The organism is Mesorhizobium sp. M2E.F.Ca.ET.209.01.1.1 (assembly GCF_004010375.2).
GTDB lineage: Bacteria > Pseudomonadota > Alphaproteobacteria > Rhizobiales > Rhizobiaceae > Mesorhizobium.
In genome coordinates this window covers 435,355-454,587 of record NZ_SADP02000003.1, presented here as the reverse complement: position 1 = coordinate 454,587, position 19,233 = coordinate 435,355, and the positions used below count along the sequence as shown (strand labels likewise).

The window sequence follows — 19,233 nt, the reverse complement described above, 5'->3', positions numbered from 1 at the left end:
CGGCCGATCAATTCGATGTCGTTGATGATGTTGTCGGCGCGGACGCGGCGCCGGCCTTCGCGCCGACGGCGACAGTCTCGGAGCCCGGACGTTGAGCCGGCACGAGAAGCCTTGTGTTCTGGACGCCGTACTTCCAAGGGTCGACCATCTGCATGGCGGTGTTGGATGCCTGCGCGTTGCCTACGCCCGGCGTCACCCCTTCGGTGCGCACAAAGTCGTCGCTGGTGCAGCCGGCGACGACAGCGCCGGCCAGGAGCAGAGCGATGCAAGAGAGGCTGCGCATGGCCTTAATCCTTCGGCAGGTCGAGGAAGTGGCCGGACGTGGCCGATACGGAGCGGGCGGCGGCGCCGTCGGCGAACGCCAGCGGACGCTTCGGCGCCGAGGCGTCCACCTCCTCGGTGTTGTTGAGGAAATAGTCGGCGGCGCTTGCCGGCCGGGTACCGTCGGTCGGCTCGACCATCTTCTTCGACGGATCGACCGGCTTGACCAGGTAAGGCGTCACGATGATGACCAGATCGGTCTCGCGCCGCTGATAGGATTTCGAGGAAAACAGCGGGCCGAGCACCGGCAGCTTGCCGATCCCCGGCACTCGCGATGTCGTGATGTCGTTCTGCGACTGCAGAAGGCCGGCGATCATGAAGCTCTGGCCGTTCTTGAGGTCGACCGATGTCCTGGCGCGGCGCACGATGAAGGCCGGAATGGAAATGCCGCTGCTGACCTGGATCGAGGCGGACGGGTCGATCGAGGACACTTCCGGAGCGATGTCGAGGCTCACCAGTCCGTCCTTCAGCACCGTCGGCGTGAAATCCAGGCCGACGCCGTACTTCTTGTAGGTGACGCTGATCTTGCCATTGTCTTCCGAAACCGGGATCGGGAACTCGCCGCCGGCAAGGAAGCTCGCGGTCTGGCCCGAACGCGCGATCAGGTTCGGCTCGGCAAGCCGCCGCGCCAGGCCGCGTTCTTCCAGCGCCTTGATGGCGATGTCAATCGAGACTCCGTTGGAGAGCAGCCGACCAATGATCTCGCCGGTGCCAGCGGATGGCACCGTGCCCGGATCGATGACGACGTCGCGGCCGCCCATGCCGAAGGCGAAATTGGCGCCGTATTTGGCGCCGAGATCCTGGCCGGCCTGGCGGTTGATCTCGACGAAGCGGACATTGAGCTGCACCTGCTGCGAGGACGAGATGTTGACCGAGTTGATGACTTCCTCATTGCCGGAAAAGCGCGAGGCGATCTTGCTGGCCTTGTCGGCGGCGACCGCATCGTCGGCCTCGCCCGACAATACGACGCGGCCGTTTGCCGAACCGACCTTGATCTTGGCGTCGGGCACGCTGGCGCGGATGGTGCTGGCCAGTTGATCGGTGTCCAGCGTCACCTCGATGTCGATGGTGCCGACAAGCTGCTTGTTCTGGTCGAACAGGGCGATACCGGTGGTGCCGAGATTGTTGCCCAGCACATAGAAGGACTTGTCGGTTAGCGGGTTGACGTTGGCGATCTCGGGATCGCCGATGACGATCTGGTAGAAGGCGGCGCTCGTCATGATCGTCTTCGGCTTGCCCTTGGCGACCTTGATCGAGGCGTTCTTGTTCGCCGAGACATAGACGACGTCATTGTCCGCCCTTGCCGGCGCGGCGAAGCCGAGCATAGCCAGCGACACCGCCAGCGCGATCGCGCCAGGAAGGCGCCATCCGCCGGCCGTCCGAAATGCATTGAACCCGAACATGTTGTCCCCGTCCCCGCCGGTCCCCACCGGCTATTGCTGCAGTTCCTGCGGCGCTTCCCGTGAAGGAACCTTGTATTCTTCGACCTTCTCGCCACGCGTCACGATCACCGTCTTGAATTTCGGCTCGTCGGATTCTTTCGTCACCGCATTGACGAGCGAGGCCGCACTTGCCTCAGCGCTTGCGGCAGCCGAGCCGCCGAAGGAAGAGATCGTCGTAAGCCCGCTTTTGCTGGCGCTGGCGTCGGCGGCGGACCGCAGCGATAACGACAGCGTGCCGACGGTGCGGGCCAGCGCCACCTTCTGCGCGCCTTCGTTGGTGACTTCGATGGTGACGGAATTGGCGACCTGCGGCTCGGTCTTGCGCTCGTCGGCGCCCTGGCCGACCGAAAGCACCTTGGCGTCGGCAACGACGACCTCGGACGTCACCGTCGAGCCGGCCGCCCCTTGAGCATTCTTGGATACTTCCTGGATGTCTCCCGCGTCGCGCGTCAGGACGACGTCGACCCGGTCTCCCGGCGTGATGAAGCCGCCGACACCGGCGATCTCGTCCGTGCGGATGGTGACGGCCCGCATCCCGGGCGACAGCATGTTGGAAAGCGTGGCGCGACCGTTCGGTCCCGACAGCTTGGCGAGCAGCACCGGTTCGTTGACCTCGATCGGCGACAGCACGACCCGGCTGCCGTCGGCAAGCAGCTTGTCGATCGTCGGGAAAGCGCCTTGCGGCAGCGAATCCTGCGGCCACGGAATCTCGGCTAGTTGCGGCCGTCCGAGCTCCATGCCGTAACGGAGCGGCGCCTGAGCCACCACGATGGTCTTGAACTCGACCTTGGGCTGCTGCGGAGCTTCGACCGTGACGACCTTGACCTCGGGCTGAGCCTTTGCCTGGCTCTTGACCCAGAAGTCCGCCGCAAAGATCGAGATCGCGCCGAAGACGGCTGCGATACCGATCATGGTTATGACCCTGCCCCTCACAACGAAACCCCTGACGCCCGTGGTCTTTTGTTGGTTGGGCCTCACGCTAGGCGTTAATGTTAAAGAATAAGGAACAGCGGGCCGCGCGGGCCGCCCTATTTCGGCCGGCTTGGTTATCGAATGGTTTTGGAATAAGAGACAGTTTTATCCCTGAACGGAACAGGAACTCGTTCGCCCGCAAAAAGCGTGGCAGTATCGAGACGTGATTCGCATTACCGGACGCTAGACCTCGCATGGACGACAGCAACGACCTCTTCGGCAAGATGGAAAAGCAGGCACAGCCGGTGCGCGCGCCCTCGCGCCCCGCCGATCCGCTGGTGCAGGCCGCGAAGCGCTCGACCGCCGCCCGCGACGGCAGCGAGAGCTACAGCGCCGCCGATATCGAGGTGCTGGAAGGGCTCGAGCCGGTGCGGCGCCGTCCTGGCATGTATATCGGCGGCACCGACGACAAGGCGATGCATCACCTGTTCGCCGAGGTCATCGACAATTCGATGGACGAAGCCGTGGCCGGCCACGCCACCTTCATCGACGTCGAGCTTTCCGCCGACGGCTTCCTGACCGTCACCGACAATGGCCGCGGCATCCCGGTCGATCCGCATCCGAAATTCAAGAAGCCGGCGCTCGAAGTCATCATGACGACGCTGCATTCGGGCGGCAAGTTCGACTCCAAGGTCTATGAGACCTCCGGCGGCCTGCACGGCGTCGGCGTTTCGGTCGTCAACGCGCTGTCCGACCACCTCGAAGTCGAGGTCGCGCGCGGCCGCCAGCTCTACCGCCAGCGTTTTTCCCGCGGCGTCCCGGTCAGCGGCCTCGAGCATCTGGGCGAGGTCCATAACCGCCGCGGCACGAGGACCCGTTTCCACCCCGACGAGCAGATCTTCGGCAAGGGCGCCGCCTTCGAGCCGGCGCGGCTTTATCGCATGGCGCGCTCGAAGGCCTATCTGTTCGGCGGCGTCGAGATCCGCTGGACCTGCGATCCGTCGCTGATCAAGGACAAGGATCAGACGCCGGCCAAGGCCGAGTTCCATTTCCCCGGCGGCCTGAAGGACTATCTCAAGGCGACGCTGGGCGACGAGTTCCAGGTCACGCGCGAGGTTTTTGCCGGCAAGAGCGACAAGCAGGGTGGCCACGGTTCGCTGGAATGGGCGGTGACCTGGTTCGGCGGCGACGGATTCCTCAACTCCTACTGCAACACCATCCCGACCCCCGAAGGCGGCACGCATGAGGCCGGTTTCCGTAACGTGCTGGCGCGCGGACTGCGCGCCTATGCCGACCTGATCGGCAACAAGCGCGCCTCGATCATCACCACCGAGGACGTGATGATCTCGGCCGCCGGCATGCTGTCGGTGTTCATCCGCGAGCCGGAATTCGTCGGCCAGACCAAGGACAGGCTGGCGACCATCGAGGCGATGCGCATCGTTGAAAACGCCATCCGCGACCCGTTCGACCATTGGCTCGCCGACAATCCGCAGGAAGCCTCGAAGCTTCTCGAATGGGTCATCGCGCGCGCCGACGAGCGCGTGCGCCGCCGCCAGGAAAAGGAAGTCTCGCGCAAGACCGCCGTGCGCAAGCTGCGCCTTCCGGGCAAGCTCGCCGACTGCACGCAGAACGCGGCCGCCGGCGCCGAGATCTTCATCGTCGAGGGTGACTCGGCCGGCGGCTCGGCCAAGCAGGCGCGGGACCGCGCCAGCCAGGCGGTGCTGCCGCTGCGCGGCAAGATCCTCAACGTCGCCAGCGCCGGCAACGACAAGCTAGCCGCCAACCAGCAGATCTCCGACCTCATCCAGGCGCTCGGCTGCGGCACGCGCTCGAAGTACCGCGACGAGGACCTGCGCTACGACCGCGTGATCATCATGACCGACGCCGACGTCGACGGCGCGCATATCGCTTCGCTGTTGATCACCTTCTTCTATCAGGAGATGCCGAACCTGATCCGCGGCGGCCATCTCTACATGGCCGTGCCGCCGCTCTACTCGATCCGGCAGGGCGGCAAGGTCGGCTACGCCCGCGACGACGCGCATAAGGACGAATTGCTGCGCACCGAATTCACCGGTCGCGGCAAGGTCGAGATCGGCCGCTTCAAGGGCCTGGGCGAGATGATGGCCTCGCAGCTCAAGGAGACCACGATGGATCCGAAGAAGCGCACGCTTCTGCGGGTCGACGTGATCGACGCCGAGCAGGCCACCAAGGATGCCGTCGACGCGCTCATGGGCACCAAGCCCGAAGCCCGCTTCCGCTTCATCCAGGAGCGCGCCGAATTCGCCGAGACGGACGTGCTGGATATCTGAACGCCGTCCGGTCCATAACAGGCTCGGATATGGAGACGGGCATGTGACCTGGACGCGGCTCAAAGAGCTTGCCGAAGCATCGCTGAGCGGCCTGACACAGCCGACCCGTTCGGATTGGATTTTCGCACTGCGCACGGTTTCGGCGGGACTGATCGCGCTTCTTGCCGCCTACGCGCTGAGGCTCGACCATCCGCAATGGGCGATGATGACGGTGTTCATCGTCGCCCAGCCGGTGGCCGGAATGGTGCTGGCGAAGGGCTTCTACCGGCTGCTCGGCACGCTGGCCGGCGGCCTGGCCGCTGTGGGCATCACGTCACTGTCCGGTAGCAATCCTTGGCTGCTGGTCACTCTCCTGGCACTCTGGATCGGCATATGCACGCTCGTATCCTCGCTGCTGCGCAACCCGGAGGCCTATGGCGCGGCGCTTGCCGGCTACACGGCGATGATCATCAGCCTGCCGGCGCTTGGACAGCCGCATGTGGTCGTCGACCTGGCAATCGCGCGCTGCGCCGAGATCGTGCTTGGCATCGTCTGCGCCGGCGTCACCAGCCGGCTGATCCTGCCCAAGCTCGCGGCCGACGCCATCATTTCCAGGCTGAAGCGCAGCATCCTCGACCTCGCGGAATATGCGTCCGGGGCCTTTTCCGGCGGCGATCCGGCAAGCCTTGCCGCGCTCCAGCGCAAGCTGATCACCGACGCCCAGACGCTCGCTGAAATGCGCACCTATGCGCGGCTGGAAGCGCCGAGTTTCGCGCCCCGCGCCCACCCGGTGAGGCGCACCATCGGTCAGCTTCTGTGGGCGCTGTCGGCGGCCCGCACACTGCACAGCCACCGCGCGCCGAAGAATGCGGCGCTCATCCCCATGCGACGCGACTTGAAAGCCTTTGTCGGCGAGCTGGCGGCGACACCCGGCGCGCTCGACGACACGGGCCCCTGGGTGGCGCGGCTCGATGCGATCGCCAGCAAGGCCAGAGAGGTGCCGGCGCTACCCAACGATGCCGGTACAATCGATGGCGCCGAGGACAAGGTGGGCACCATCACCCGCCTCACCATTGCCGGCGATTTTGCCGAAGCGCTGAAGCAGGTGTTGGACGGCCTCGATGCGCTTTCTCGCCTATCTCCCGGAAATCGAATGAGCGAAGCCAGCCGGCGCTCGTCGTCCACCGCGACTATCAGGCCGCATGGCGCAACGCCGTGCGCGCCGGGCTCGCGACGCTGCTCGTCGCGGTCTTCTGGCTGACGACCAAATGGTCGGAAGCGGCCGGCACCGTCATCCTCGTCGCGGTCGTCTCCAGCCTGTTCGCGGCGCGTCCCGATCCCGTGCAGTCGGCTTGGGGTTTCTTCACCGGCACCTTGATCGCGCTGCCCTTTGCCTTTCTGGTGGGCCAGGTCGCGCTGCCGGCGCTGCCCGGCTTCGGCTGGTTCACGCTCTTCGTGGTGCCGATCCTGGTGCCTGCGGCGCTCGGCATGGCCAATCCACGTCATGTCGGCATCGCCACCGCTTTCGCCATCAACTTCCTCGCCTTCCTCAGCCCGCATCAGCAGATGATCTATGATCCCGGGCCGTTCTTCGCGGGCTCGGCCTCGATCCTGGTCGGCATCCTGATCGCCATCGGCGTCTTCATCGTCGTTCTGCCCGCCGATCCGTGGGTCACCGTGGAGCGTATCTCGCAGGCGATGCGCGAGGATCTGGCGCGGCTTTGCCTGCATGAGCGGATACCTCGGCGTTCGGCTTTCGAAAGCCTCGCCTATGACCGGATCAATCAGTTGATGCCGCAGGTGCAGCGAACGGGCCGCAGGGGCGACCCCATTCTTGGCGGCAGCATCGCCGCCGTCACCGTCGGGCTGGAGGTGCTGCGGCTTCGCCATGCGCAACTGAACTCCACCGTACCGCACGAGACAGTCGAATCCATCGGCAATTTTCTGCGCGGCCTGGCGCGCGAATTGTTGTTCCGTCGGCCGGGCGAGCCGCAGACCGCGACCATCGCTGTGGCAAGGCAATATGCGGCCAGCATTGGCGAACGCAGCGATCGGCTCGAAATGCTGCGGATCGCCGCCTCGCTGCGCATCATCGCCGCGGCGATGGAGGACTATCCGGATTTCTTTGCCAAGGGCCGCGCTTGAACAATTCGGGGCCATGTCGCGTTTCAGGTCGGACCGGTTTGGAAATGGTTCCTTGTTGGATTGGTCGACACTTTTTAGGTTGGACACATGGCGCTCAAACGGATGGACAACGTCGGAATCGTCGTCGAAGACCTGAATGGGGCGATTGATTTCTTTCGCGAGCTCGGCCTTGAACTCGAAGGACAGGCCTCGATCGAAGGAGAATGGGCCGGACGCGTCACTGGACTGGGCGATCAGCATGTCGAGATTGCTATGATGCGCATGCCGGACGGCCACGGCCGGCTCGAGCTGTCCCGCTTCATCAGGCCGCCTGTCGTCGCCGATCACCGCAACGCCCCGGTAAACGCCCTGGGCTATCTCCGCGTCATGTTCGCCGTGGACGACATCGACGACACGCTGGAGAGGCTTCGCAAGCGTGGCGCCGAGCTCGTCGGCGAAGTCGTCCGGTACAAGGACGCGTATCGGCTCTGCTACATCCGTGGGCCTGAAGGGCTTCTCATCGGACTTGCCCAGGAACTCAGCTGAGACCTGATATGTGCGCTAGGCCGCTGCAATCGCCAGCGCGTGCCCCCGCGCGTTTTCACGCAATGCGTCGAGATGGATCGACTTCACCAGCCCGGCGAGATCGCCTTCGGCCGATTGCCCGCCAAGTTCCTTCAGCATCAGCCAGCTCACTTCCTGCACGCCGGCGACACGCCGGCCATTGGCGACCTCGCGCCAGATCTTGAGCGCGCGCAGCATGATGGCATGCGTGGCCGGCGCAAGACCGGCGCTGCGGAACAGCGCCTGCAGCGCCACGTCGTGCCCGCCGGCCAGAAGTGCCGTTACCCTCTGCTCGGACTGTCGGGCAAGCGCCACCAGCGTCGAACCGAAGAAGTCGACCTTGCCATGGGCAATGGTGCGGATGATGAAGCTGGCGGTGAGGTCGCCGCGCAGCCTCAGATGCTCGATCAGCGCGGCATGCTCTTCCATGCGCGTTCCCTCGATCAGCGTCACCGAGGCCTTCACGCAGGCGTCGCGCATCACGCGATCGGCGCGCGCTGCGCCCATCATCGCCAGCACCAGTGGCGACCCTTTCAGGGTCTCGCCAAGCTTGACCAGCAACATATGCCGGCAGTCGGCCGGCAGCCGGCGATCGGCGATCAGCGCCTCGCGCACCAGCGGCACGTGGCCATGCCGCTCGGCCATGCGGCGGAAGCTGAGCGAAGCGATCTCCGCGCCGCTGTTCCCGACCAGCGCCGCGCAGGCCTCCGCCTCGCCGATCTCGGCGATTGCCGCCGCCAGCGACATCGAGACGACCGGACGGTTGGCGATCAGCTTCTGCGTCGCTTTCTGGCCGCAGGCGACACGCTCGACCAGATCGGCATCGGTAAGCAGCGGCGAACGCGCCAGCACCAGCGCCGCCACTTCCGGCTGATCGGCGGCCAGCGCGCTGATCACCTGCGGCGGCGCGTGACGGCTCATCGACAGCGCCTCGGCGAGCGCCAGGCGCACTTTGGCGGAAGCATCGTCCAGAAGCAGCGTCAGCGCCGCCTCTGCGGCACAGCGGTCCTCGAACGGCAGATCGGAATTGATGTAGGCGCGCGCCAATGCGCTCGCGGCGGCGGCGCGCTCGGAAACCCTTGCCGTATCAATCCATTTTAGAAAGTGCGAAACAACCATGCCGACCAGCTACGCCCTTGCCAGAATGTCCCGGCCCCGCTGTGAACGGTAGGCTGGAAATGGTTTACGAACGGTTCACCATGTTTCTTAACCGGCTTGATGGAGGCTCAGCCAACGCCTATCAAGCGGTGGAAGTGGAGGAGATCGACCATGGCCGGGCTTTATCTGGAAGAGTTTGTCATCGGCCACGTCTTCCATCACACACTGCGCAAGACCGTGACCGAGAGCGACAACATGCTGTTTTCGGTGATGACGCTCAACCCGCAGCCCTTGCACATCGATTTCGACTTCGCCGCGAAGACCGAATGGGGCAAGCCGCTGGTCAATTCGCTGTTCACGCTGGGCCTGATGATCGGCATTTCGGTGAACGACATCACGGTCGGCACCACGGTCGCCAATTTGGGGATGAAGGAAACCATCTTCCCGCACCCCGTCTTTCACGGTGACACCATTCGGGTCGAGACGACGGTCGTCTCCGTGCGCGAGTCCAAATCGAAACCCGATCGCGGCATCGTCGAGTTCGAGCATCGCGCCTACAATCAAAATGACGTTCTTGTCGCCAGATGCACCAGGCAGGCGATGATGCTGAAGAAGGCGGCCTGATGCGCTCGCTGCTGTTCGTGCCCGGCGATTCCGAGCGCAAGCTGGAAAAGGGATTCGGAGCCGGCGCCGACGTGGTCATCGTCGATCTCGAGGATTCCGTCGCCGGCGCGAACAAGGTCGCGGCGCGCGCGACCGCGGCCGGTTTCATCTCCGACAAAAGACACCGGAGAGGTCCCGCCGTCTATGTCCGGATCAACGACCTGTCCACCGGCCTCACCGACGACGACCTCGCGGCCCTGGTTCCTGCAAAACCCGACGGCATCATGCTGCCCAAGTCGAACAGCGGGCAGGATGTCCAGCAACTCGTGGCAAAGCTTCGGGTCCACGAAGCCGAAAGCGGACTGCCGGATGGCGGCATAAAAATCCTGCCGATCATCACCGAGACCGCCGCAGGCGTGCTTGCGGCGGCGAGCTATGCCGGCGCGAGCGCACGGCTCGCCGGCCTGACCTGGGGCGCGGAGGATTTGTCGGCGGCGATCGGCGCGCGCGCGGCCCGCGACGACAAGGGCCGCTACACCGACGTGTTTCGCCTGGCGCGTACCATGACCATCCTGGCGGCCGGCGCGGCCGAAGTGGCTGCCATCGACACCGTCTTTCCCGATTTCCGCGACATGGCCGCCTTCGAGAAAGAATGCCGCGAGGCCGAGCGCGACGGCTTTACCGGCAAGATGGCGATCCATCCGGCGCAGGTGCCGGTCATCAACGCCGCCTTCACGCCGTCTGCCGAAGCGGTCGCGCGGTCTCGGGCGATCGTCGATGCCTTCGCGGCGGCAGGAAATCCGGGCGTCGTCGGCATCGACGGCAAGATGTACGACCGACCGCATCTGCGCCTTGCCGAGCGCCTGCTGGCCCGCGCCAAGGCGTCCGGCACATCTGCCTGAGATTACCAGACCATCGGGATCAGTTTGTAGCGGACGCGCGCGGCGTAATCGTCATAGCCCCGCAGCCCGGTCCGCAAGGTCTTTTCCTCGATGAAGGTGCGGATGGCGAGCAGGACGATGAAGACGAGGACCATTGCCAGCCCCCACCAGGAGCCAAGCACCAGCGCCGTGCCGGCAAAATAAAGTATGGCGCCTGCATACATAGGGTGGCGGACATAGCCGTATGGACCGGTGCTGATCACCTTCTGCCCACGCTCGTCCTGGATCTTGACGACAGGCGCTGCGAAGCTGTTTTCCAGCATCGTGAGATAGCAGACCCAGATGCCGACGAGCAGGACCAGCATGCCGATCGCCTGCACCCAGACGGGAGCTTCCGACCAGCCGAATCGGAAGTCGAGCCCCATCAGGGCCAGCCAGGCGAAGATGCCGACCAGCAATATGCTCAGCAATATCTTGTCGGCCGCGGTCTGGGTCTTCTGGATCGGCGGGCGAAGGCGTTCGTTCATCAGGCCTGGATCGCGCCGGGCGAGCGCCACGCCCATAGTGAGGCTCAGTCCGACCATCACGACTATGTACACCCAGGCGCCCCACCAGTGCAGCGTTCCTGCAGACACGAACATCAGCGCGCCCATCACACCGAACCACACGAATGTCTGGAAAACCAATCTCGAGATCATGACGAACCTTCCATGACATGCCGCCAGCCGCGATTTGGCCGAATCCGACCGGTAGTCTATTATACCGACCGATGGTCTATAACTCAAGGCACGCCCGGCGCTCTGGACGAGAACGGCCGCCGCATGCACAAGGTTTCGCCATGCCCCGCATCATCAAACATCCGGAACTCAGGCGCGAAGAACTGCTCGACCATGCCCAGGCTCTGTTCCTGACGCAGGGCTACGACAAAGCGAGCCTCAACGACGTCATCGCGGCCGCCGGCGTCTCAAAAGGCGCCTTCTATCACTACTTCGCCTCCAAGGAGGCGCTGCTGGAGGCATTGGCGGAGCGTTTCGCCAGGCAGGCGCTGGCCGGTGTCCAGAAGATTCTCGACGATCCGGACCTCGATCCGCTTGGGCGCCTGAACGGGCTCCTCGCGCAATCGCGCCAGGCCAAGATCGAAACCGCGCCGGAAGCATGGGCGCTGTTCGAGACATTGTTTCGCGCGGAAAACCTGGTGCTTTTCCACCGCATCAACCTGGCCGCGAGCAAGTCCTTCTCGCCGATCCTGGTGGAGATCATCCGCCAGGGCGTCGAAGACGGAACATTCCGGACTTTCGATCCCGAGGGCGTTGCCGACATCGTCATGCAGTTCGGCCTGGCCACCCACGATGTGGTTGCCAAGGCGTTCGCCGGTGGCAACGATGCCGACATGGACGTCGCGCTCGAGGCCCTGGAAAGGCGTGTCAGGCTCTACGAGATCGCGCTCGACCGCATTCTAGGACTGCCGGACGGCAGCATCCGGATCGGTGAGCCCGGCTACGTGCGCGCCGTCATGACAGCGCGCCGCTCCAATCCTGCCGTCGGCGCGGGCACATCGAAGGATCGTGAGCTGGCCCACGCTCCTTCGCGGCATTAGGCCGCTCACCCCGCCCAGGGACCGGTGTAGTCGGCATAGAGCTTGGCTGGATCGGGCCGAGGCCTTTCCGGCGCCGGGCTCTGGTAGGAGCCGATATGAACGAAGCCGACGACGCGCTCCTGCGGCGAGAGCCCGAGGATCGCCCTGCCCTCCGGCACGTCGGAGTACCAGTTGCTGATCATGTTGGTGCCATAGCCCAGCGCGTTGGCCGCGATCATCAGGTTCATGGCCGCCATGCCGCCCGACAGGAACATCTCCCATTGCGGGATCTTCGGGTTCTCCTTCGGCACCGACACGACGCCGATCACCAGCGGGGCGCGCGAGAAGCGCGCCAGCTCCTGGTTGCGCCTGCCCTCCGGCAACGGCCCCTCGCGCTGCTCGGCAAGTGCTGCCAGCTTCTTGCCGATCTCGATGCGCGCCTCACCGCGATAAAGGATGAACCGCCAGGGCTCGAGCCGGCCGTGGTCGGGAACGCGCGAGGCAGCCGTGATCATCGTCGCGATCTCGGCATCGCTCGGTGCCGGTTCCTTGAGGTCGGGGATCGGCGCGGAATTGCGGGTGAGCAGGAAGTCGATGATCGGCGACGCCATGGGCGCAAGTCTCCTCAGCATTCTATAGTATTCAATTTTGAGCTGAAGCACGCCATCGGGATGTCGGGCGGCTCGGGCGGTGGCGTTTTTGCGCCGGATAAGAAGCCGCCGCGCGGCGCGACGCGCTTCTAGGCCTTGAAATTGCCACCGGCTTGGGCTTCAACGCAAGGCATGTTTGAGGGGACACTGCGCCTTTTCGTGATCGCGCTGGTCGCCGCGTTGTTCGCGGTGCCGGTTTCCTTCGCGTTGGCCCAGAACGCCAAGGATGTCGGCGACCTCAAGCTTCCAGGCATTTCGAGCTACGCGACGCCGAAGACGGGAGCACCGCTGGCGCTTGGCAATGGCGGCGCCATCACCCTGTCAGCGCAACTGACCGACAAGGGCGCCGACATCACCCGCGGCATTGTCTGGCGGGTGTTCAAACCGCAACCGTCAAGCGACGGCAAGCTTCCGATGGTGGCCTCAGCCCATGGCGGCACGGCCGTGTTCCAGCTCGACCCCGGCAGCTATCTCGTCCACGCCTCTTATGGACGCGCCGGCGCCACCAAACGCATCACCGTCGGCAAGGACGCCAGGCGCGAAAGCCTCGTCCTCGACGCCGGCGGCCTCAAGCTCGACGCGGTGACCTCCGGCGGCGCGCCCATCCAGTCGAAGAAGCTGCGCTTCTCGATCTATGAAGACCATCTCGCGGCCAATGGCGACCGGGCGCTGATCGCCCCCGACGTCGCGCCGAACACCGTGGTGCGGCTGAATGCCGGCACCTACCACGTCGTCTCCACCTATGGCGCGGTCAACGCCGTGATCCGCTCCGATATCCGCGTCGAGGCCGGCAAGCTGACCGAGGCAACCGTCGAGCACCGCGCCGCCGAGATGACGATGAAGCTGGTGCGCGAGCCCGGCGGCGAGGCCATTGCCGATACGTCCTGGTCGCTGCTCAACGAGAGCGGCGACCCGATCAAGGAAGCGGTCGGCGCCTTCGCCTCGATGGTGCTGGCCGAGGGCCAGTACACCATCATCGCCAAGAACCGCGACCGCATCTACCAGAAGGATTTCACGGTCGTCGCCGGTCAGAACCAGGAAATCGAGGTTCTGGCCAATGAACAGTCCGCGATCGACCCTGAAGAAGGCGCGGACTAAAACAAGCTCACGCTTTCAGGCCGCCTTGCGCATTCGCTTCGGCAGGAACGGAACCCGGCCACGCTGCGCAGCAGGCGCAGCCAGGTCGAACACCGCGCGGTAGAGGCGGTCGAGCAGCGCCTTGCGGTCGCGCAGCGGCTCGAGGTCGCTCCATGTCAGCACATCGCCGATGCGCACCTCGATCTCCTTGCCCGACAGGCGGGCAAACTCACGGATAAGCAAGGAAAGGCGCAGCGTCAGCGATGTCCTGCCGATGAATTTGGCCACGCGGTTATCGCGCTCGGCCATGTTCATGGGGCCGCTGACGAGGTGGAACAGCCGGCCGTTCTGGCCGGAAAAGTGCATCGGGATCACAGAGGCCTTGGCCTCCTGCACCAGCTTGGCCGGGAACATCTTCCATGGCAGGTCGATGGCGCGACCGAACACCTTGGGCGCGGTGGCGACACCACCAGCGGGGAAGATCACTATAGTGACGCCTTCCTTCAGCAGCCGCACCGCTTCGTGGCGCATCGCCATGTTGTTCTTCAGTGCTTCCTTGGTCTCGGAAAAGTCGACAGGCAGCGAAAAGGGCTCCATCTCGCGGATCCTGAGCAGATCCTTGTGGATCATGACCCGGAAAGGCCGGCCGAGCTGCTCGACCAGCGACAGCACCGCAATGCCGTCGCCGATGCCGAAAGGATGGTTGGCGACGATTACCAGCGGTGTCTCCGGCAGCGCCGCCGGCGGCCATTGCACGGCGTTGCGGACCTTGACGTCGATCAGTTCCAGCATACGGCTGAACACGCGATCACCGGTCGGCACCACCTGCCGGCGCCAGAAATCATAAAGCACGGCGAAGCGATCGCGCCCCGACAGGCCCTCGACGGAATGGATGAACCAGCGCGTCAGCACCGGCTGATGCGGGTTGGCATAGGAGAGCTCGGGAAAACGTCTTTCCCGCAGTTTCAATTTGAGCATGGCGGCTAGTTACAGGGCTGGCGTGACAGGCATATGAAAATGGCGGTGGACCGGCCACCGCCATTTTGGAAAGTGTTGGTATGTCAGGCTGCCGCGCGACGCTTGCGATCCGGCGAGACCGCCTCGTCGGCGAGAGCCTTCACCGCATCGCCGAGCTTCAGCGATTCCTGGTCGCGCGAGCCCAGGCGGCGGACATTGACGGTTTCCTCCTCGGCCTCGCGCTTGCCGCAGACGAGAATGACCGGCACCTTGGCGAGCGAATGCTCGCGCACCTTGTAGTTGATCTTCTCGTTGCGCAGGTCGGCCTCGGCGAGCAATCCCGCGGCCTTCAGCCGGTCGACGACTTTCAGGGCGTATTCGTCCGCGTCCGAGGTGATGGTCGCCACCACCACCTGCAGCGGCGCGAACCACAGCGGGAAATGGCCGGAATAGTTCTCGATCAGGATGCCGAGGAAGCGCTCCATCGAGCCGCAGACGGCGCGATGCACCATCACCGGCTGCTTCTTTTCCGAATCCGAGCCGATATAGAAAGCGCCGAAGCGCTCCGGCAGGTTGAAGTCGACCTGCGTGGTGCCGCACTGCCATTCGCGGCCGATGGCGTCCTTCAGCACATATTCGAATTTCGGGCCGTAGAAAGCGCCCTCGCCCGGATTGATCGAGGTCTTGATGCGGTTGCCGGAGCGCGTGCGGATCGTATCCAGCACATTGCTCATGATCGCCTCGGCATGATCCCATGCCTCGTCGGTGCCGACGCGCTTGTCCGGCCGCGTCGAGAGCTTCACGCTCACCTCGTCGAAGCCGAAATCGGCATAGGTCGACAGGATCAGGTCGTTGATACGCAGGCATTCGGCCGCCAGCTGCTCTTCCGTGCAGAAGATGTGCGCATCGTCCTGCGTAAAGCCGCGCACCCGCATCAGCCCGTGCAGCGCGCCGGATGGCTCATAGCGATGCACATTGCCGAACTCCGCAAGTTTCACGGGCAGTTCGCGGTAAGACTTCAACCCATGCTTGAAGATTTGCACGTGCCCGGGACAGTTCATCGGCTTCAGCGCGAAGACGCGGTCGTCGTCCGTGTCGTCGCCGGCGACGGTCACCTTGAACATCGCGTCACGATACCAGCCCCAGTGTCCCGAGGTCTCCCACAGGCTCTTGTCCAGAACTTGCGGCGCGTTGACTTCCTGATAGCCATGCTCGTCCAGGCGGCGGCGCATGTAGTTGATCAGGTTCTGCACCATCTTCCAGCCCTTGGCGTGCCAGAAGACGACGCCCGGGCCTTCTTCCTGGAAATGGAACAGGTCCATCTCGCGGCCGAGCTTGCGGTGGTCGCGCTTCTCGGCCTCCTCCAGCAGCGTCTGGTAGGCGTCGAGCTGCGCCTGGTCAGCCCACGCGGTGCCGTAGATGCGCGTCAGCATCGGATTGTTGGAATCACCGCGCCAGTAGGCACCGGCCACCTTCATCAGCTTGAAGGCGTTGCCGATCTGCCCGGTCGAAGCCATGTGCGGACCGCGGCAGAGGTCGAACCAGTCGCCCTGCGCGTAGATCTTGAGGTCCTGGTCTTCCGGAATGGCGTCGATCAGCTCGAGCTTGTAGCGCTCGCCCTTGTCGGCGAACACCTTTTTAGCCTTCTCGCGCGACCAGACTTCCTTGGTGAACGGCTTGTTGCGCTGGATGATCTCGCGCATCTTCTTCTCGATCACCGGGAAATCGTCCGGCGTGAACGGCTCGTTCCTGGCGAAGTCGTAGTAGAATCCGTTCTCGATCACCGGTCCGATGGTCACCTGCGTTCCCGGCCAAAGCTCCTGCACGGCCTCGGCCAGCACATGCGCCGCATCATGGCGGATGAGCTCCAGCGCGCGCGGATCCTCGCGGGTGATGATCTCGACCTTGCCGGACTTGCCGAGCGGATCGGAAAGATCGCGCAAAGTACCGTCGAGGCTGTAGGCGACAGCTTTCTTGGCCAGCGACTTGGATATCGACTCGGCAAGCGCCGCGCCGGTCAGCGCCGCGTCGTAGTCGCGGACCGAGCCATCGGGAAATGTCAGGGAAACGGAATTCGGCATCAGGGTTCTCCTATCCAGTCCCGCAAACGAGCGCGGGTGGTGAAATGCATGTCGCAGGATGCTTTGCCGCATGCAGAGGGTTAGCCGGAGGCGTCCGGCAAGCGGCGCGGTTTTAGAGGCAGTGTCGCGCCAGGTAAAGAGCGGCTCGTCAGGAAATGTCGCCAGTGATGTCGCGGGCGCTTCGCGCGGGCTTGTGAACGCCGCGCGGCGCGGCTTGTATATGGACATGGAAGACGCATCACCCAGCCGAACCGCCCTGCGCGTCGCGCGCTTGCGGGCTCTTCATCAATTTTCACCGCAGGCGGCGCTGTTTCGCGATCCCTATGCGCTTGCGATTCTGGGCGAGGCCGCGCCGAACGCCGGGGAACTCTCGCAGGAAGACGAGCATGGCCGTCGCATGCGCCTATTCGTTACATCACGCGCCCGCCTTGCCGAAGACTGGCTGGCGGCGGCGGTGCGGCGCGGCGTCCGCCAGGTCGTGGTGCTTGGCGCCGGCCTCGACACCTTCTCGCTGCGCAATCCATATCCGGACGTCACAGTGTTCGAGGTCGATCATCCGGCCACACAGGCCTGGAAACGCCAACGCATCGCCGAGGCCGGTCTTGCCGAGCCGGACGGCGCCGCCTTCGTGCCGGTCAATTTCGAACACCAGAGCCTGGCAGGGGAACTGGCGGCGGCGGGCCTGAAGCCGGATGAGCCGAGCTTCTTCATCTGGCTGGGAGTCGTGCCCTACCTGACGCGCGAAGCGATTTTTGCAACGCTTGGCTACATTGCCGGCGTCGCCGGCTCGGAAGTCGTCTTCGACTACAGCGAGCCGGCCGGGAACCGCGACGCCGCGGGCCGGGCGACGCTTGCCTTCTACGCGGCGCGCGTCGCGGCGATCGGCGAGCCCTGGATCAGTCTCTTTGTTCCCGATGAGTTGGCCAAGTCGCTCGCCGATCTCGGCTTCAATGATATCGAGGATCTCGACAGCGGCGACATCGCCGCCCGTTTTGCCAGGTCGCCGAGCACCAAAAACAATTCCGGCGGACACATCCTGCGCGCCCGCCGCAGCATCTGAGAAAAAGCTACTTCACCAGTTGCGGCAGGTCTTTGAGGAAGCTTGCTCGCGTCGCGAGACCTTTCGGCGCGTCGGTGCGTTTCGTATCGACGACCAACCTGGCAAAGACGATCTTTCGGCCGTCCTTCTCGGCCCAGCCGACGAACCAGCCGAGCGAGCGCTTGCCGTCCTGGCCGAGCCTCGTGCTGCCCGTCTTGCCCTGCACCGCCCAGTCCCCCGCCGCGAAGCTCGGCAGGATCGCCTTGGTCATCTCATGCGCCCTCGCCGACACCGGCATCTTGCCCGCGAGGAAATGGCGCAGCAATTCCGTCTGCTCGACCGGCGATATTTCGAGCGAGGAATTGATCCAGGATTGCGTCAGTCCATTCTCCTTGCCGGCATCGCCCGAGACGTCCTTGTTGCCATAGCTGAATTTCGAAACGTAGTCGGCGAACTTTTCGGCGCCGAGCCGCCGCGTGATCTCGCGCGAGTACCAGACGATGGAATCGCGTTCCCAGATCGTCGGATCGACGGTCTTCTGGTCGCGCTTCGCCGCCCTGAATTCCGGCTTGTAGTCCCAGCTCGGCATGTGCGCGTCGCTTAAGATTCCGGCATCGTAGCCGATCAGCGCGAGCGGCACCTTGAACGTCGAGGCCGGACTAACGCGCTTGTCGCAGACACCGTCCTGGTAAAGCGTTTCGCCGCTTTGCTGATCCTGGATCAGCGTACAGTGGATGTCGCTGAGCGGTGCCGATTGCGCCCGCACCGGCAAGCCGAGCATCCAGGCCAGAAGGAAAAGGACGATGGCAAAAATGAAGGGGTAGCGGTCCATCTGGCGCATGGCGAAGTCACTCCGGTATGAGATTGCGGGAGCGGCTTAGCGAGGCGACTTGTCTCGATTTTGTCTCAAATTGGCAATGTTTGTGCAGCTTCGCGTTAACCCTACCGGACCGTTAAAATCCGGGCCGGGTAACGGCGATGCAATCAGATTTCGGGGTCGCCGCGCCGCTTGCCGATTTGCCAGTAACGCCAGGGCATGAACCAGACATAGCGGGCCGCAAGCACCTCCGGGACGCGGTCGATGGCATGCGTTCCGAACGGCCCGCAGCGCATGACCCGGAACAGCCCCATCCAGCCGCCGGCCCACAGGCCGTGACGGGCGATCGCCTCATGCGCGTATTCGGAGCAAGTCGGCAGGTGCCGGCAGCTGTTGCCGACGAAACCTGAGAGCGTCAACTGATACAGGCGCACGAGCGACGTGCCGAGGATGCGCCCGGGCGTCTTGCGCCATGGCCCCGGCCAATTGCGTCCGCGCTGGATCGGCCGGGCGCTATGCGTATGCCCCTGGTGATCAGTCAACCAGTCAGCTCCATGGTGCGTTCATCCACCCGATAGATGTGAGCTTTGGGCCGCGAACGCAACGATCCTTTGCCTTTTATCGCCTGGGTCGGCTTCTCACCGCCTGGATCGGCGGATGGGGCGCTTGTCGGTCCATGGCTCATGACGGCGGAAGGAATCCTGATGATCCCGGCAGTCGTGACCACGGCTGGCTTCGCCACGCCATTGAAGGGTCGCGATCCGTACCACTTCGGTTAAAATGGCCAGAAACTGGTACATGGC

General features: G+C 64.3%; 18 protein-coding genes and 1 pseudogene. 8 read left to right on the top strand and 11 right to left on the bottom strand.

Features of this window, described 5'->3' with window-relative positions:
- Positions 1-7: 7 nt before the first annotated feature.
- From EN852_RS08375 to cpaB, 3 genes are read right to left on the bottom strand one after another with little or no spacing between them, the layout of a single operon-like run.
- Positions 8-283 (bottom strand): hypothetical protein, encoded by a 276-nt coding sequence (locus tag EN852_RS08375; protein ID WP_127863626.1) that lies wholly within the window; start codon positions 281-283, stop codon positions 8-10.
- 4 nt (positions 284-287) lie between these two features.
- Positions 288-1,724, bottom strand: coding sequence for a type II and III secretion system protein family protein (locus EN852_RS08370; RefSeq protein ID WP_127874057.1), 1,437 nt, complete (start codon positions 1,722-1,724; stop codon positions 288-290).
- A gap of 30 nt (positions 1,725-1,754) precedes the next feature.
- A complete protein-coding gene (gene cpaB / locus EN852_RS08365) occupies positions 1,755-2,675 on the bottom strand; it encodes a Flp pilus assembly protein CpaB (protein WP_127874058.1) in 921 nt (306 codons plus the stop codon).
- 254 nt (positions 2,676-2,929) lie between these two features.
- Between cpaB and parE the strand changes: the two genes are divergently transcribed.
- From parE to EN852_RS08350, 3 genes and pseudogenes are all read left to right on the top strand, one after another.
- Positions 2,930-4,984: a DNA topoisomerase IV subunit B gene (gene parE, locus EN852_RS08360; protein ID WP_127874059.1), complete on the top strand. Its 2,055-nt coding sequence runs from the start codon at positions 2,930-2,932 to the stop codon at positions 4,982-4,984.
- Between the two features lie 43 nt (positions 4,985-5,027).
- Positions 5,028-7,108: pseudogene (locus EN852_RS08355) on the top strand (FUSC family protein).
- A gap of 87 nt (positions 7,109-7,195) precedes the next feature.
- Entirely contained in the window at positions 7,196-7,633 is a 438-nt protein-coding gene (locus EN852_RS08350) for a VOC family protein (RefSeq protein ID WP_127874060.1), read from the top strand.
- Positions 7,634-7,648: 15 nt separating this feature from the next.
- Here the strand turns inward: EN852_RS08350 and EN852_RS08345 are convergent, their stop codons facing one another.
- On the bottom strand, positions 7,649-8,770 hold the full coding sequence (locus EN852_RS08345; protein ID WP_127874061.1) for a DUF2336 domain-containing protein: 1,122 nt from the start codon (positions 8,768-8,770) through the stop codon (positions 7,649-7,651).
- Between the two features lie 150 nt (positions 8,771-8,920).
- Here EN852_RS08345 and EN852_RS08340 point away from each other — a divergent pair, with 150 nt between their 5' ends.
- Together EN852_RS08340 and EN852_RS08335 are read left to right on the top strand one after the other, a co-directional pair.
- Positions 8,921-9,373: a MaoC family dehydratase gene (locus EN852_RS08340; protein ID WP_127874062.1), complete on the top strand. Its 453-nt coding sequence runs from the start codon at positions 8,921-8,923 to the stop codon at positions 9,371-9,373.
- The gene (locus tag EN852_RS08335) at positions 9,373-10,254 is read left to right on the top strand and encodes a CoA ester lyase (RefSeq protein WP_127874063.1); all 882 of its coding nucleotides are present in this window, start codon (positions 9,373-9,375) and stop codon (positions 10,252-10,254) included. Before EN852_RS08340 ends, EN852_RS08335 begins: the two co-directional genes overlap by 1 nt.
- 2 nt (positions 10,255-10,256) lie before the next feature.
- Here the strand turns inward: EN852_RS08335 and EN852_RS08330 are convergent, their stop codons facing one another.
- Complete coding sequence (locus EN852_RS08330; RefSeq protein WP_127874064.1) at positions 10,257-10,931, bottom strand: isoprenylcysteine carboxylmethyltransferase family protein; 675 nt, start codon at positions 10,929-10,931, stop codon at positions 10,257-10,259.
- Between the two features lie 17 nt (positions 10,932-10,948).
- Here EN852_RS08330 and EN852_RS08325 point away from each other — a divergent pair, with 17 nt between their 5' ends.
- Positions 10,949-11,830: a TetR/AcrR family transcriptional regulator gene (locus EN852_RS08325; protein ID WP_246694215.1), complete on the top strand. Its 882-nt coding sequence runs from the start codon at positions 10,949-10,951 to the stop codon at positions 11,828-11,830.
- Positions 11,831-11,835: 5 nt separating this feature from the next.
- Here EN852_RS08325 and EN852_RS08320 read toward each other — a convergent pair whose 3' ends face one another.
- Positions 11,836-12,420 carry a nitroreductase gene (locus EN852_RS08320; RefSeq protein ID WP_127874065.1) on the bottom strand — a complete coding sequence of 195 codons (585 nt, stop codon included), beginning with the start codon at positions 12,418-12,420 and terminating at the stop codon, positions 11,836-11,838.
- 171 nt (positions 12,421-12,591) lie between these two features.
- Between EN852_RS08320 and EN852_RS08315 the strand changes: the two genes are divergently transcribed.
- Positions 12,592-13,557, top strand: a complete 966-nt coding sequence (locus tag EN852_RS08315; RefSeq protein ID WP_127874066.1) for a hypothetical protein — start codon at positions 12,592-12,594, stop codon at positions 13,555-13,557.
- Positions 13,558-13,572: 15 nt separating this feature from the next.
- Here the strand turns inward: EN852_RS08315 and EN852_RS08310 are convergent, their stop codons facing one another.
- Together EN852_RS08310 and thrS are read right to left on the bottom strand one after the other, a co-directional pair.
- Positions 13,573-14,514: a 1-acyl-sn-glycerol-3-phosphate acyltransferase gene (locus EN852_RS08310; RefSeq protein WP_127874067.1), complete on the bottom strand. Its 942-nt coding sequence runs from the start codon at positions 14,512-14,514 to the stop codon at positions 13,573-13,575.
- A gap of 83 nt (positions 14,515-14,597) precedes the next feature.
- Positions 14,598-16,574, bottom strand: a complete 1,977-nt coding sequence (gene thrS / locus EN852_RS08305) for a threonine--tRNA ligase (protein ID WP_127863613.1) — start codon at positions 16,572-16,574, stop codon at positions 14,598-14,600.
- Between the two features lie 220 nt (positions 16,575-16,794).
- Between thrS and EN852_RS08300 the strand changes: the two genes are divergently transcribed.
- Complete coding sequence (locus EN852_RS08300) at positions 16,795-17,634, top strand: SAM-dependent methyltransferase (protein ID WP_246694214.1); 840 nt, start codon at positions 16,795-16,797, stop codon at positions 17,632-17,634.
- Between the two features lie 7 nt (positions 17,635-17,641).
- Here the strand turns inward: EN852_RS08300 and blaOXA are convergent, their stop codons facing one another.
- The 3 genes from blaOXA to EN852_RS40770 all read right to left on the bottom strand — a co-directional run bounded on the left by blaOXA (position 17,642) and on the right by EN852_RS40770 (position 19,230).
- Complete coding sequence (gene blaOXA, locus EN852_RS08295; RefSeq protein WP_127874068.1) at positions 17,642-18,454, bottom strand: class D beta-lactamase; 813 nt, start codon at positions 18,452-18,454, stop codon at positions 17,642-17,644.
- A 143-nt stretch (positions 18,455-18,597) separates the two neighbouring features.
- Complete coding sequence (yidD, locus tag EN852_RS08290) at positions 18,598-18,972, bottom strand: membrane protein insertion efficiency factor YidD (RefSeq protein WP_127874069.1); 375 nt, start codon at positions 18,970-18,972, stop codon at positions 18,598-18,600.
- A 96-nt stretch (positions 18,973-19,068) separates the two neighbouring features.
- Positions 19,069-19,230: a hypothetical protein gene (locus tag EN852_RS40770; RefSeq protein WP_189545780.1), complete on the bottom strand. Its 162-nt coding sequence runs from the start codon at positions 19,228-19,230 to the stop codon at positions 19,069-19,071.
- Between the last annotated feature and the right edge of the window lie 3 nt (positions 19,231-19,233).